The following is a 12,915-nucleotide window of genomic DNA, read 5'->3' on the forward strand; positions in this document are numbered from 1 at the left end:
GGGGTCGGATCTGCACCACCCGCGGGGGGGCGGCGACGGGTAGTTCGCCGCCGCCCGGGCCATGCTGCGCCGCGCCGGCTGGCTGATCGCCCTGGCGGCGCCGCTGGCGCTGCTGCTGATCAGTCGCTGACCGCCGACTCGGCCTGGCGGGTCACGGACTCCCGCAGGGTGTCGGCGGCGGTGGTCAGCTCACCGCCGTCGGCGCCGGCGGCCTCCGCCTGCGCCGTGAGTTCGTCGAGCAGATCGAGGGCCGTGCCGGAGCCGTAGAACGCCTCGTACAGCTCCTGGTGGGCCGCCGCGTAGACCTCGGCGAAGGCGTCGGACTCCAGGAACCGCTCCTTGAGGGCGTTCCCAGCGAACGGCTGGCCGCCGGACGGCTGGCCGCCGGGCGGCTGGTCGCCGCCTGCACCGCCGGGCAGTTGGCCACCGCCCTCGACGGTGCATTCTTCGGCGCCCTCGGGCAGTTCCATTCCCTCCGGCAGCTCCATCCCGTCGGGCAGCTCGTCGCCAGGTGCCTGGCCGACGGCCGGCCCGCCATCCTCCGGCGCCTCGCCGCCACCACCGTCTGACGGTTGTTGCGCGCCCTCGGGCGGCGCGCCGCCCTCCGGTGACTGTCCGGCCCTGCCGAGCTCGTCGCCGGGGCCGGCCATGCCCATGCCGCTGAACGTCAGGTTGAAGTCCCAGCCGAGCACCTCGAACGTCCGGCTCTCCAGGTCGTACCGCAGCAGGTAGTTGTTGCCCGGGCCCGACATGTCGTCGAAGTTGCCCAGCAGGTCCTGGGTGGCGACGTAGCGGGCGAACGACTCGACGTCCACGTGCTCGTCGAGCTCCGCCGCGAACTCCTCGTCGGACGCCTCCTCCACCCACCTGATGAGGTCGATCACCGGCTGGAGGTCCTGGCTGCCCTCCATGTTCAGCTGCTTGAAGTCGTCCTGGTACTCGGTCGGGTCGTCCCCCCGGTAGCTGAACTCGCTGCCGGCCCTGGCCTTGTAGAGCACGCCGTCGTCGCCGAGCGTGGCCGCGTAGCCGGCGCTGGGGTTCTCGACCAGCAGCCGGGTGGTGGTGGGCCGGTTGTTGACCGTGAAGGAGGAGAACGTGAACCGCTCGGCCGCCTGGTCGGTGGCGGCCATCAGCGAGAGCGAGAGCGCCTCGTTGAGCGGCACCTCGGCGTCGCTGCCGGGCCGCACCGAGATCTCCTGGTGACCCTGGTAGGCGCGGCCCTCGACATACTCGTCGATCTTGATCAGCCACGGCAGTTCCTCCGGCCGGTCCGCCGACAGCGTCGTCATCCCGGCGCCACCGGGACCCGCACCGCCCTCGACGAGGCCCTCCGGCAACTCGCCGCGGTCGCCGCCGTCGGCGCCTTCGGCGCCGGGACCGGGGCCGCACATCACCAGCCGGCCGCCACCGCCCTCGCCGTCCTCCGGCCCGCCGGAGCCGGCGCCCCGCAGCGAGGACAGCGTCGAGTTGCCCTTGAGCCGGATGCCCACGCTCTCGATGAAGGTCCCGTCGATCGTCAGGTCCGCCTCGATGTACTCCTTCTCGCCGTCCTCCTCGAAGGAGGCCATCAGCTCGGCGAAGTCGTCCTCGTCGTACTCCAGTTGGATCGAGTGGGCCACCGAGTCGTCGTACAGGTCGACGGTCCCGGCGATGTCGTCCGTGATCTGGTCGCCCTCGCCGTCCGAGGCGCTGGTGACGACGGCCGTGACCCTGGCGTCCCCGAAGAACACCAGCGTCACCCCCAGGGCGCCGACCAGCGCCACCGTCGGCCGCCAGTGCTGCCGCAGTCGCACCGGCAGCCGATGCCGCAACCGCCGCCCCATCAGAGGTCCGTCTGGTCGTAGCCGGTCAGCACCGAGACCCGTTGGCCGTGGGTGCGTTCCTGGACGGCGGCGACCAGCTTCGCCGGCGTGACGCCCTTCTTCATCCGGACCGTGTAGAACACCTCGTTGAGGGCGCCGCCGCGTATCGACTCCGTACTGACCAGCTCGAACTCGGTGGTGTGCCCGATCAGCACGTCCTCGATCGCCGGCGTGTGGTCCTCGCCGGCCGGCACCTGCACCTTGACCACCTGCCGCTGCACGTTGAGGTGGAAGACGTTGAACCGGTGCATCACCAGGATCACCGCGCAGATGGTGATGGCGCCGAGCACCGCCAGCGTGTAGAAGCGGGCGCCGCACGCCATGCCGAGGCCCATCGCCAGGAAGATGAAGCCGACGTCCCTGGTCTCCTTGATGGCGTTCCTGAACCGCACCACGGACAAGGCGCCGACCAGCGAGAACGCGCGGGCCAGGTTGGAGCCGACCACCAGCAGGATCAGCGCCACGATCATGCCGACGATCACCAGCGTCTGCACGAACGACTGGCTGTAGGAGACGTTGCGGTGGGTGGCCCGGTAGACGAAGCCGGTCATCATGCTGAGCACGAAGGACAGCGCGAGGCAGACGACGACGTCGGTGGTGCTGAACGTGCCGCTGAGGTCCTGGAGATCATCGAACATGGGCGGGGGCCGCTTCCTGGGCTCGGTCGGTGGGGATGGGCTGGGGGGAAGGCTCGTCGTCGGGGACGTGGAACGCGGAGCGCGGCGCCCGGCCGTACGCCTCCACGCTCTGGCAGTACTTGGAGACGCGGACCACGGTCAGGTTCCGGCGGGCCATCAGGTCGGTGATCCAGTACGGCACCCGCTCGTTGACCTTGACCTCCATCACGGCCAGCCGCGGCGGGACGATGAAGCGGTTCTCCGGCGTCGGCGTCCCGAAGTGGAAGTCGCGGTCCCGGCCGCGGATCCGGCGGTCGAAGGTGACCCGCAGCCCGGTGTCCTGGTCGCGCCCGACCAGCGCCTCACGCTGGTACCCGGTGATCGCGGTGGCCCGCAGGTCCAGGCGGACCAGCAGGTCCAACACCTCGTGCACGAACGGCCGTTCGTGCTCCGCGTGCGGTACCTCGACGCGCCGGTCGCAGAGCGCCCGCGCCGCCAGGTACGGCAGCCGCAGCCTCCGCTTCTGCGTGACGCGGTTGACCCGCTGCTTGATCTCCACGTGGACCGGCGAGTCGTCCGTCACCGTCGAGACGTCCCCGTAGTGCCTGATCCGCAGCTTGCGGCGGAACTTCAGCCCCTCGATCTTCTCCCAGTAGAACCGGAGCGCCGGCGTGTCGTAGTACACGCTCCACACCCCGTACCCGCCGACCGGGCAGTGGGCGTCCCGGTCCATCCGCCGGGCCAACTCCTCGCGCAGCGGCGCCACCTCGGTGACGGGCAACAGGTACTTGATCTCGTACCGGTTGAAGGCGTGCAGTCGGCTGGCCACGCCTCGTTCGTGGCGTGCGTCGGCTGTCATGGCCCTCCTCTCGTTCGGTGTTCACCTTCCGATCGCTGGGCGTTAACCAACTAGGCCCCGATGAGAACCGGATGAGAGCGGCCTGAGAATGGGCTGTGGGATCGCGCGGCGGCCGTGAGCAGGGCCTTTCACCGCCCCCGGGGACGGCGAGGAGCAGAGCGGCGACATGCTGGTGGTCGACGGCTTCCAGACGCTCGACGAGTCGGCCGTCGAGACCATCGCCGACATCGACGGCGTCTCGGGCGCGGTCGGCGGCCTCGCGCTGCGCAGCGTGGGTGTGCGCGGCTCGTTCAACCCGGGCGAGATCGTCGAGGGCGAACCGGGCCAGGACCCGCCAACCACGCGGGAGGACCGGGCGGAGATCGGGGGCGGCGGCGCCGCGTTCGACATCGACCAGTACGCGGTGCTCGGCACCGACGTGGCGCTCGTCGACGCCGAGTACGCGGCGAGCGAGGAGCTCGCGGTCAGCGACCAGCAGGTGACGCCGAGGGCGGCCTGGCCAGCGCCCCGGGACGCTCCGGACACCACGTCGTCTACACGATCTGGCAGGCCTCGCACCTCGACCAGACCTACTTCATCTGCTCCGACGTCAACTTCACCTCCTGGCACCCGGAGCCTGACGGTCCACCATCCCGGACCATGACCGCGGGCGGCCCGCCGACCACTTCGGCGGGCCGCCCGTGTTCGGCCGTCTCTCGTGGAGGGGCGGCTTCGCGGTGCCGGGCCACGGCGTGCTCGCGCCCGTCACAGCCTGGTGCCGGAGGACGGGCCGAAGAACTCGATCTCCGCGATGGCCACCTGCCGGTCCGCGGCCGCGCCGTACGACGACAGGATGGTGAAGCGCACGCTGGTGACGCCCTCGGCCCGGAACTGCCGGCGCTGCGGCCCGAGGCCCGGGTCGAGGGTGAGCTCACGCGTCGTGGTGCTGCCGTCCTCCGTCGTGATCCGTGCCTCGACGCGGTGCGGCCGCGCCGACTCACGGAGCTCGTCGGCGCGCGTGGAGACGCCGGGCGTGATGATCACGTCGAGCAGCCTGGTGGGCTCGGCGAAGCCGGCCTCGATCCACTCGCCCTCGCCGGACTGCGAGACCCCCGGGCCCCACCAGGTGTCGTTGAGCTTGTCGAACGCCAGCTCGGCCGGGTGGTCCTCGTACGAGTGGAGCGCGTGGAAGCGTTCCGGCTCGACGGGGCCGCGCCTGGCGAAGTGGTCGCGGGTCGCCCGCACGCCGTCGGGGAGGTGGACGGCGAGGATGATCAGCAGCGTCAGGACGAGCGCCGCGACCAGCCACCTGACGAGGTGCTCGAAGGCGCGGCGCAGCCGGGGGCGTTCACCGGCCCACGGCGCCTCGCGGTTACGGCCGTCCAGAATCCGCCGCCACCAGGGGCGGCGGGCGGCCCGCGTCTCCTCGTCCCCGGCCATCGGCATGGCACAGCGCGCGCAGTAGTGCCGGTCGGGGCGGTTGGCGGTGCCGCACCAGGGACAGGGCGGGCCGCCGTGCACGCCGGGTTCCTTGGTGACCGGCTGCACCTGGGGGCGCGTGGCATCGGGGCGGCCAGGCAGGACGGGGCTGACGGCGGTCGGCGCCTCGGCGTCCACCGGGTCGGCGACGGGGACGAGGAGCCGGCGCGCACGGTCGGTCATCTCGTCGTCCGTGGTGGCGGCGGGTGTCGGGGGGGCGGTGTCCGCCTCGCTCGTCCGCGGGGCCTCGGGCGCGGAGTCGGCCGGCGGGGTGGCCGCGGCGGGTGGCACGGTTCGGGTGGCGCCCGGGCTCTGGCGCGGGCCAGTCCGGTCCCCGCCGGGGGCGGTCGTGGCGTTCGATGCCACGACCCCGGCCCGCGCCGACGCGTCCGTCCAGCCGAGCACGGTCCCGCACGCGTCACAGAACGCCTGGCCCGGTTCCGCGCGGGCGCCGCACTCGGCGCAGTTCTCGGTGCTCATCTCTCCTGGGTCCTCTCAAGGGCGGTCACCTGGACCGTGTACGGCATGTGGGCGGGGCGGGCGGCCGCCACGAGGGTGTCCAGGCGGTGCTCGTCGGTCGGCATGGGATCGACGAGCCGCAGGTGGACGTGGAGCCGCGGTCGGGGCTGGCCCGGCATCGGCCCGAACGGCTCGGCGCTCCACGCCGCGCCGCCGCTCTCGCTGATCTCCGGCTCCACGCCGAACGCCAACCGCACCGCCTCCGACAGGCCGCGCCGTGTGCCGCGTATCCGGTGCAGGTACGCGGCGGCCCCGACGGCCGCGCGCAGCCGGGCCGCTTCCTCCTGGCCGTGGCGCTCCCGGCCACCGCCCTCGTCGATGTCCGTCTCGGCGCCGACCCAGGTGCCGAGCCACCGCACGAAGTCCAGCGGCGCGAGGTCGGGCCCGAAGTACGCGGCCAGGCAGTCGAGCACGTTCAGGATCGGGGCCAGGATGTCGTCGAGGCCGCCCACGAAACGCCGCATCAGGTCGTCGTCGGCGAACACGGCCGGCAGGGTCGGGGCGATCGGCGAGGACGACGCCAGGCCGTCGACCGAGCCCCTCATGTCGCGTCTCCGATGGCCCGCACCCGGTGGTCGAAGGAGAACACCAGGGACGAGGGCGCGAGGTTGATGCGGTCCGTCGCGTCGCCGCGTTTGCCCGTCAGCGGGTCCGCCGGGTGCAGCACCACCTCGTCCACCAGCTCCACCCCCGGTACGCGCTGGAGCACCGCGAAGATCTCGCCCGCCTGCACCGGGCGTCCGAACGGCCATCCCGTGCCGTCGGCCCCGCCGGTCAGCGGATCGAGGTGCCGGTAGAGCGCGTCGTGGGCCTGTTCGCGTACCTGGTCGGCGTCGACGCCGCGGAAGGCGTGCACCGTCGCGACCACCGTGACGCCCTGGTAGTGCGGCGGCCCCACCGCCAGCCGCGTGCCGATCGGGCGCCGCTCGTCCAGGTGGCGGGTGATGCGGTCCAGCAGCGCGTCGCCCGGCACCAGTTGCTCGAAACGCAGCCGCCCGTCCGGGTCCGGCACCGCCTGCGGCACCACCAGCACCCGTACGGCGTAGGCCCCGTACTCGTTCTCCTCCCCCTCCAGGCAGGTGATGCGGGCGGTCTCGGGCGCGGCGCGCCGGGTCAGTTCCTCGTAGTCGCGCAGCGTCACGGCGCGCTCCTGGGCGCGGAGCGTGATCGGAGCCCGCGTCTTCGCCTCCTCCACCGTCTCGCCGTCGACGCCGCCGCGCGCCGCTTCCCGGTTGACCACCTCGGAGACGTAGGGGATGGAGCTGCGCAGCACCCGCACGGCGCCGCGCGCCACGTTGCCCGCTCGCCCGCCGCCCGTGCGGTAACGGCGTGCGCGGACGGCCGCGCCCTTCGGAGCGACCATCCCGTACTGCCGTAGCGTGCCGTCGGGTTCGCGGACGGCCGGCCCGAACGCGATCTCGCCGGTCGTCGCGTCCAGCGTGACGTGGCGGTCGCCCGGCCCGGACCCCGCGAAGTGCGGGACGACCTGCCAGTCCACCCACCCGTCGTCCTCGGCGGTCTGGAGCAGCAGCGGCGGATCGTCACCGACCACCGGCGCGTGGGCGAGCCGCAGCCGCTGCCCCGGCAGGCCGGTGGATTCGCCGAGCGCCTCGTCGCGGACGGTCTCGGCGTGGACGACCGGGGCCGTGCCGCCGATCGTGAACGCCTCGGCGGCGCGCACGGTCGGCGAGGTGGTGTAGAACGGCTGGCCCGGCAGCTGTTCGGTGACGCGACAGCGCAGCCATCCGGCCTGCTGCCCGCCGACCCGCGACGGCGCGTGCCCGCCGGGCACGTGCAGCACGACGGCTCCCGGCCGGTTGAGGCCGCCGGTGCCGTCCCGGCCGACCTCGCACTCCTGCCAGCCGTTCTCGGTCCACGCCTCCCACGTGAGGGGCGGCTGCCGCGGGTCCACGCCGACGCCGTCGACGCGGCTGTCCAACTCCAGTGCCACCGCGCAGTGCGGCACCGCCGCCGTCAGCCCGAACAGCAGGCAGTCGCCGACGGCCGGGGCCTCGGCGAAGCACAGCACGTCCCGGCCCTCGGCGAGGTCGGCGGTCCGGTCGGTGACCTGTTCCCCGCTGTTGCGCACCGCCACGTGCCGCAGTTCGCAGGGCACGACGACCAGGTCCCGCTCGGCGGCGAAGACGACCGCCTCCTCGCTCTCGGTGCGCGCGGTGGCGAGCTCGGTGCCGGTCGGCACCAGGACCGGCTCCTCCTGCGGCGCCGACAGCCAGTAGGTGACCTCGGCGCGGGCCGCGGTGGGCGGGAAGAGGTCGATGCCGACGAGGTCCAGGAAGGCCAGGTGGTTCTTCTCCGGCACGCGGTTGAGCCGGTAGACGATCTGGTCGGCCATGTGGGCGACGGCCTCGACCAGTGTGACGCCCGGGTCGGAGACGTTGTGGTCGGTCCACTCCGGGGCGCGCTGCTGGATGTAGCGCTTGGCGTCGTCCACGAACTGCTGGAAGCGACGATCGTCGAGGTTCGGGGAGGGCAGGGCCATCGGGGTTGAGTCGCTTTCACAGATCCGGGCCGGCGGAGTCGGCCGGCTCGTCGTGGGACGGGATGACGTAGAAGGGAAAGACGAGGCTGCGCGGGTTGTTGGTGCCGCGGATGGCGTAGCGGACGTCGATGTACAGCACGCTCTGGTCGGACCCGGCGGTGACCTCGACGTCGTGGACCTCGATCCGCGGCTCCCAGCGGTCCAGGCTGGCGTACACCTCGTGTTGGATGCGGCCCGCCGTCTGCTCGTTGACCGGTGCGAAGACCAGGTCGTGGATGGCACAACCGAACTCCGGGCGCATCGGCCGCTCGCCCGGCGCGGTGGCCAGCACCAGGCGCATGGCCTCCTCGATCTCCCGCTCCCCGCTGACCAGGGCGATGCCGCCGGTCGGGGAGACGCGCAGCGGGAAGGCCCAGCCGGACCCGACGAACTGCTCGGCCATCAGGCTCCTACCTGCCTCGCCCGCGTCCCGGGCATGTCGATCACGGTGTCGGTCACAGCAGTGGCGGCTTCCCGTTGATGGTCACGAGGCCGACGAGTGGCATGGTGGTCGCCTTCAGGGACATCACGCCCGCTGCCGTCAGATCCACCGCCGCCATCGCCCTGACGCTGACCGCGGCGGCCGCGTTCACCGCGACCGGACCCGTGAGCGATCTGACGTTGACGGGGCCACGGCCCTCGATGCTGAGGATGCCGCCGCTCCTGAGGGTCAGCTTGCGCCGCGCGCTGAGCGTCAGGTCCGTGCCCGCCTCCACCGACACCGACCGGCTGCCGCTGATGCTGACCGCGCCCTCGCTGTCGACGGTGATCTCCGTCTTCGTCCGGTCGAGGTTGATGACCAGTCGGTCGTCGCCGGTCGCCAGCCGCACCCCGCGCTTCCTGGCGCCGGTCTGCTGGCTGAGCAGGTCGAGGCGGTTGCCGGTGCGGTCGGAGAGGGTGTGCCGGGCCGCCAGCCGCCGCAGCCCGTCGTGGAGCGGCACGTCCGGTACGGCGGTCGGCGTGTCCTTACCGTTGTAGAGCCCGCCGATGACGAAGGGGTGGTCGAGGGCGCCCCGGTCGAACGCCACCAGCACCTCGTCGCCGACGTCCAGCGGGAAGATCCCACCGCCGCCCTTGCCGCCCCACTGCACCACCCGGGCCCAGTCGCTGACGTACTGGTCGTCCAGCCACGGGAACTCCAGCTTCACCCGCCCCTGCTTCAGCGGGTCCCGCACGTCGGTGACCAGCGCGTTGGCCACGCTGGGCAGCCGGCCCTCAGCCCGCGTGCCGCCGCCCCCGCCCGAGGCGAGCCCGTACAGCGATCGCCACTGCCGGCCGCTGACGGTCACCCACGCCTGGTAGTGCTCGCCGTCGCCGAAGACGTGCCGGACGGAGGTGACGGTGTACTTGCCCTCGAAGGGTTTGCCCACCTCGGCGAGCGCCACCGGGATGCCCGCCCGGAGCTTCGGTGTACCGCGCGCGATGACCTCCACTTCGGCGAAGGAGGACGTGACGTCGCCGGCGAGCGCCGCGGCGGCGTGCCTGACCTCGGCCTGCCGGTCGTACGGGGTTCCGGTCTCCACCAGGGTGACGGGCTTGAATCGCACGGTCGCCGCCCCTGGACTGCTGCCGATGTCGATGCCGGGGTCGGTGGCGGCCGATGAGGTGCCGATGATCCGCCGCTTTCCGACGACGTCCCAGCCGCGCGACTCGACCTCGCTGACCTGGTCGGCGGCGGTGACGGCGGCCCGCAACCGCAGGATGTCGGCCCGGCCGAGCACGAAGGGGGTGGTCTGGCTGTCCGTCTGTGGCGAGGGCGCGCCGGAGGCCGGCCTGGGGTTGACGAACTGGAACCGGCCACGCGCGTCGACGGACATCACCATCTCGTTCTCGTCGGCGAGCCGCCCGAGGAAGTCCCAGTCGCTGACGCCCCCCTGGCTGATGAACTCGTACACCGTCTCCGTCGCGTCGATCCGGCCGACGGGCACGCCGTCCAGGCCGGCCAGCTTGCGGGCGATGTCGGACGCCCGCTGGTTGCGGTACGCCACCACCCGGCGTTGCCGCATCAGCCGGAAGCCGCTGTCGTAGCCTCGGATGACGGCGAACGAGCCGGTGCCGTCGAAGTCGGCCTCCAGGCCCGTGACCTCGCCGGTCAGGAGTGGCTCAGTGGTGCCGCGACCGGCGGCGACCGGGAAGATCTGCACCGGGGTGCCGAACTGCACCCCCAACAGGCCGAGCAGTTTGCGCTTCGGGTCCCGGAAGGTGAGCTGGAACGCGGCGGGCACGCCCATGCCCTGGTCGACCCAGCCGTCGACAAGGTGCTGGGCCTCCTCGCGCGCCAGCACCCTGCCATCGATGGAGACGTGGACGATGTTGGAGAACGACGGCTGTGGCATCAGTACGTGACCTCCTCGGCGGCCGGCAGCATCAGTTCGCCGCCGATCCGCAGTCTGGCGGGGTCGTCGATGTCGTTGGCCTCGGCGATCGCCCGCCACGCGGAGGCAGCGCCGTACTCGCGCCACGCGATCGACTGGAGCGAGTCGCCCGCCACGACCCGGTGCACCCGCCGCGCGGTGAGGGCGCCGGAGGTGGGGTTCTGGCCCCGCGTCCGGCTGGGGATCTCGTGCAGGTGCACCTGGCAGGTGGCGCGGATCGGCACGCCGGTGGTGCCGAAGAGGGAGTAGGTGGCCTCGACGGAGCTGATGTACGCCGTGAACCGGGCCGTGGCGAACGAGCCCCACTGGAAGACGACCCACGGCGGCGACGGCTGCTTGGCCGCGGTGCTCTTGGCGGTCGTCTCGCAGCACTCCATCAACGCCTCCACCTTCTTCATCACGGAGGTGCTGTCGGGTTGTTCCGAGGAGTCGAGAAAGACCTCCACGTTCATCTCGCGGGGTTCGGGGCCCAGGTACTCCGGCAGCGAGCCGTCACGCACGGCGGCGGTCGGAGTGACCATCCACTCGGCGCGGCGGGCGAGGGCCAGCTGCGCCGGGTTGAAGTCCAGCGTGAGGGTCTTGATGAGCCCGCCCGGCGTGGTGCTGTATCCGGTGGGAGGTTCGTGGATGGCGAGCGTGGCGCGGATGAGACTGTTGCCCGCGCCCCTGCTTCCCGTGGCCATGGCTGGTGGGGTCCTTACTGTCTGGGTCGTCTGGGGCGGCAGGGTCCGCTCGTCAGTCCGTGAACCCGTGGTGGGTGATCTCCAGGATCTCGGTGGCCACGGCCGGGGACGCCGGATTGAAGGAGGGGCCCTGCCAGCTGACCGGCAGGACGTCGATCAGCCCCCAACGGGCGACCTCCGACTTGTCCGCGCGGAGGGCCCTGATCAGCGCGGTGGGCCGGGTGATCCCGGTCTGGACGGAGGAGATCCACCGGGCGACCTTGGCGGTTTCCGGGGTGATCGGGCGGGTCAGCCGGATGTTGGAGAACGTGACGCGGGTCGGCAGCTGCCAGACGAAGCCGTTGTTGCCGCCCTCCTGGCGCTGCTCGATCTCCACCTGGGCCGAAAGCCCTTCGCACTCGTTGAAGCGGCCCAGGCTCTCGCCGTCGATGCTGAGGTTGAAGAAGACCGAGGTACCCGGGTCGAGTTCCTGGGGCATCGCAGGGGGACCTTTCTCTCGTGGAGGTCAGTGGCGGTTGTCGCGGAGCCTTCCGACCCGTTCGCGGTCCTGGCGCAGCTCCGTCCGCAGGAGGCGCGTGATGCGGCTGGTGAGCCGGTGGGTGAGCTCGTCGAGCTGGCGGGGGGTCAGCGCGCGCGGGTCGAAGGCCGCCGCCGGCGGGAGCGCCTCACGCTCCGCGGGCATCGGGGCGGCGTGCCTGGTCCGGGTGGCCTGGGTGGGGGGCGGCGGGGGCGCCTGCACCGGCGTTCGCCGCTGGACCACGGGCACGGCCGGGGCCGCCGGCGATGTCGCCGGCGCCGGCGACATCGCCGGCCTCGCGGCGACGGGTGCCGCGGGGGCGCGGGCGACGGTGGGCATCGGAACCGGGGCCGGGGTGGTGGTCCGGGAGAGACCGGCGACCCGAGCACGCGGCGCGACGGGCTCGGGGGCGTGCGCCAGCCGCTGGACCACGGGCGGCACCGGGGCGTGGGATGCCGGGGCGGCGTTGGACGCCGGTGCGTGGGGTGCCGGGGCACGCTGTACGACGGGAAGCACGGGCGCCCGACCGAACCGTTCCCCGGCGGGTGCGGAGGGCGGCGCCGGGACGGGGGAGGCGGCCGTCCGCCACCCGGTCACCGGCCGTGCGCTGAGCGGCGTGGCGGTGGTGGGTGGGGTCGTGACGGGAGCCCCGAGACCGGACGGGGTGGCGCGGTCGGTGCGCCGCTGTACCGGCGCGGCGTTATGCCGCGTGGGGCTCGGCGACGAGGTGGTCGCCGATGCCGGTGTCGCGATGGGCGGGTCCGACATCGTGGGCCCCGGCGTGGCGGGTGTTGCCGCGGTCCGAGCGGGACTGGTCGGAACAGGTGCCTGTGGTACGGCACCGGTTGATAGGCCGTCAATGGCAGCCGGGACGACCGGCGCCGAACGTGTCACATCCGGCGCCGGGGTGGCCACCGGGTCCCGGCGCGGCGAGGAAGACCTGGCCTCCTGTCGCCGCACCGGCGCCGGGCGCGGGGCCGGCACGGTGAGGGGCGTGGTGTCGGTGGGTCGAGTCGTGACGGGAGCCCCGAGACCGGACGGGATGGCGCGGTCGGTGCGCCGCTGCACCGGCGCGGCCGGAGACACGCCCGTGGCCGGACGGCTCACCGGCCCGGAAGACCGACCCGCCGATGGCCGTGTCGAGGCCCGGGGCTCCGACGGCTCGTTCGTGGCAGGAGCGGTCCGAGCGGGACTGGTCGGAACAGGTGCCTGTGGTGCGGCACTGGTTGACGGGCGGTCAACGGCGACCGGAGTGACCGGGGCCGAACGCGTCGCATCCGGCGCCGGGGTGGCCACCGGGTCCCGGCGCGGCGAGGAAGACCTGGCCTCCTGTCGCCGCACCGGCGCCGGGCGCGGGGCCGGCACGGTGAGGGGCGTGGTGTCGGTGGGTCGAGTCGTGACGGGAGCCCCGAGACCGGACGGGATGGCGCGGTCGGTGCGCCGCTGCACCGGCGCGGCCGGAGACACGCCCGTGGCCGGACGGCTC

General features: G+C 72.9%; 11 protein-coding genes and 1 pseudogene. 1 reads left to right on the forward strand and 11 read right to left on the reverse strand.

From position 1 onward, the window contains the following. Window positions 1-119 precede the first annotated feature (119 nt). From ACFWI8_RS25350 to ACFWI8_RS25360, 3 genes are read right to left on the reverse strand one after another with little or no spacing between them, the layout of a single operon-like run. Window positions 120-1,823: a CotH kinase family protein gene (locus tag ACFWI8_RS25350; protein WP_387095674.1), complete on the reverse strand. Its 1,704-nt coding sequence runs from the start codon at window positions 1,821-1,823 to the stop codon at window positions 120-122. Then, entirely contained in the window at window positions 1,823-2,500 is a 678-nt protein-coding gene (locus tag ACFWI8_RS25355; RefSeq protein ID WP_387095677.1) for a DUF4956 domain-containing protein, read from the reverse strand. The genes ACFWI8_RS25350 and ACFWI8_RS25355 overlap by 1 nt, the downstream gene beginning before the upstream one ends. Beyond that, on the reverse strand, window positions 2,490-3,338 hold the full coding sequence (locus ACFWI8_RS25360) for a VTC domain-containing protein (RefSeq protein WP_387095680.1): 849 nt from the start codon (window positions 3,336-3,338) through the stop codon (window positions 2,490-2,492). Before ACFWI8_RS25360 ends, ACFWI8_RS25355 begins: the two co-directional genes overlap by 11 nt. 501 nt (window positions 3,339-3,839) lie before the next feature. Between ACFWI8_RS25360 and ACFWI8_RS25365 the strand changes: the two are divergent. Next, a pseudogene (locus ACFWI8_RS25365) lies at window positions 3,840-3,935 on the forward strand (lytic polysaccharide monooxygenase); the annotation flags it as partial. A 147-nt stretch (window positions 3,936-4,082) separates the two neighbouring features. Here ACFWI8_RS25365 and ACFWI8_RS25370 read toward each other — a convergent pair. Genes ACFWI8_RS25370 through ACFWI8_RS25405 form a run of 8 tightly spaced genes read right to left on the reverse strand, consistent with a single transcriptional unit; the run spans window position 4,083 to window position 11,594 of the window. Beyond that, complete coding sequence (locus ACFWI8_RS25370) at window positions 4,083-5,276, reverse strand: NADase-type glycan-binding domain-containing protein (protein WP_387095683.1); 1,194 nt, start codon at window positions 5,274-5,276, stop codon at window positions 4,083-4,085. Next, window positions 5,273-5,860 carry a phage tail protein gene (locus ACFWI8_RS25375; protein WP_387095686.1) on the reverse strand — a complete coding sequence of 196 codons (588 nt, stop codon included), beginning with the start codon at window positions 5,858-5,860 and terminating at the stop codon, window positions 5,273-5,275. The genes ACFWI8_RS25370 and ACFWI8_RS25375 overlap by 4 nt, the downstream gene beginning before the upstream one ends. Then, on the reverse strand, window positions 5,857-7,815 hold the full coding sequence (locus ACFWI8_RS25380) for a putative baseplate assembly protein (RefSeq protein WP_387095689.1): 1,959 nt from the start codon (window positions 7,813-7,815) through the stop codon (window positions 5,857-5,859). The genes ACFWI8_RS25375 and ACFWI8_RS25380 overlap by 4 nt, the downstream gene beginning before the upstream one ends. Window positions 7,816-7,831: 16 nt before the next feature. After that, window positions 7,832-8,257 carry a GPW/gp25 family protein gene (locus tag ACFWI8_RS25385; protein WP_311601801.1) on the reverse strand — a complete coding sequence of 142 codons (426 nt, stop codon included), beginning with the start codon at window positions 8,255-8,257 and terminating at the stop codon, window positions 7,832-7,834. Window positions 8,258-8,309: 52 nt separating this feature from the next. Next, window positions 8,310-10,190 (reverse strand): VgrG-related protein, encoded by a 1,881-nt coding sequence (locus tag ACFWI8_RS25390; protein WP_387095691.1) that lies wholly within the window; start codon window positions 10,188-10,190, stop codon window positions 8,310-8,312. Continuing rightward, the gene (locus tag ACFWI8_RS25395; RefSeq protein WP_311601799.1) at window positions 10,190-10,912 is read right to left on the reverse strand and encodes a LysM peptidoglycan-binding domain-containing protein; all 723 of its coding nucleotides are present in this window, start codon (window positions 10,910-10,912) and stop codon (window positions 10,190-10,192) included. Before ACFWI8_RS25395 ends, ACFWI8_RS25390 begins: the two co-directional genes overlap by 1 nt. Before the next feature lie 52 nt (window positions 10,913-10,964). After that, window positions 10,965-11,390 carry a phage tail protein gene (locus ACFWI8_RS25400; protein WP_387095694.1) on the reverse strand — a complete coding sequence of 142 codons (426 nt, stop codon included), beginning with the start codon at window positions 11,388-11,390 and terminating at the stop codon, window positions 10,965-10,967. Between the two features lie 27 nt (window positions 11,391-11,417). Beyond that, the gene (locus tag ACFWI8_RS25405; protein ID WP_387095697.1) at window positions 11,418-11,594 is read right to left on the reverse strand and encodes a hypothetical protein; all 177 of its coding nucleotides are present in this window, start codon (window positions 11,592-11,594) and stop codon (window positions 11,418-11,420) included. Between the last annotated feature and the right edge of the window lie 1,321 nt (window positions 11,595-12,915).

It is taken from the genome of Streptomyces sp. NPDC127098 (assembly GCF_042722465.1).
GTDB lineage: Bacteria > Actinomycetota > Actinomycetes > Streptomycetales > Streptomycetaceae > Streptomyces > Streptomyces millisiae.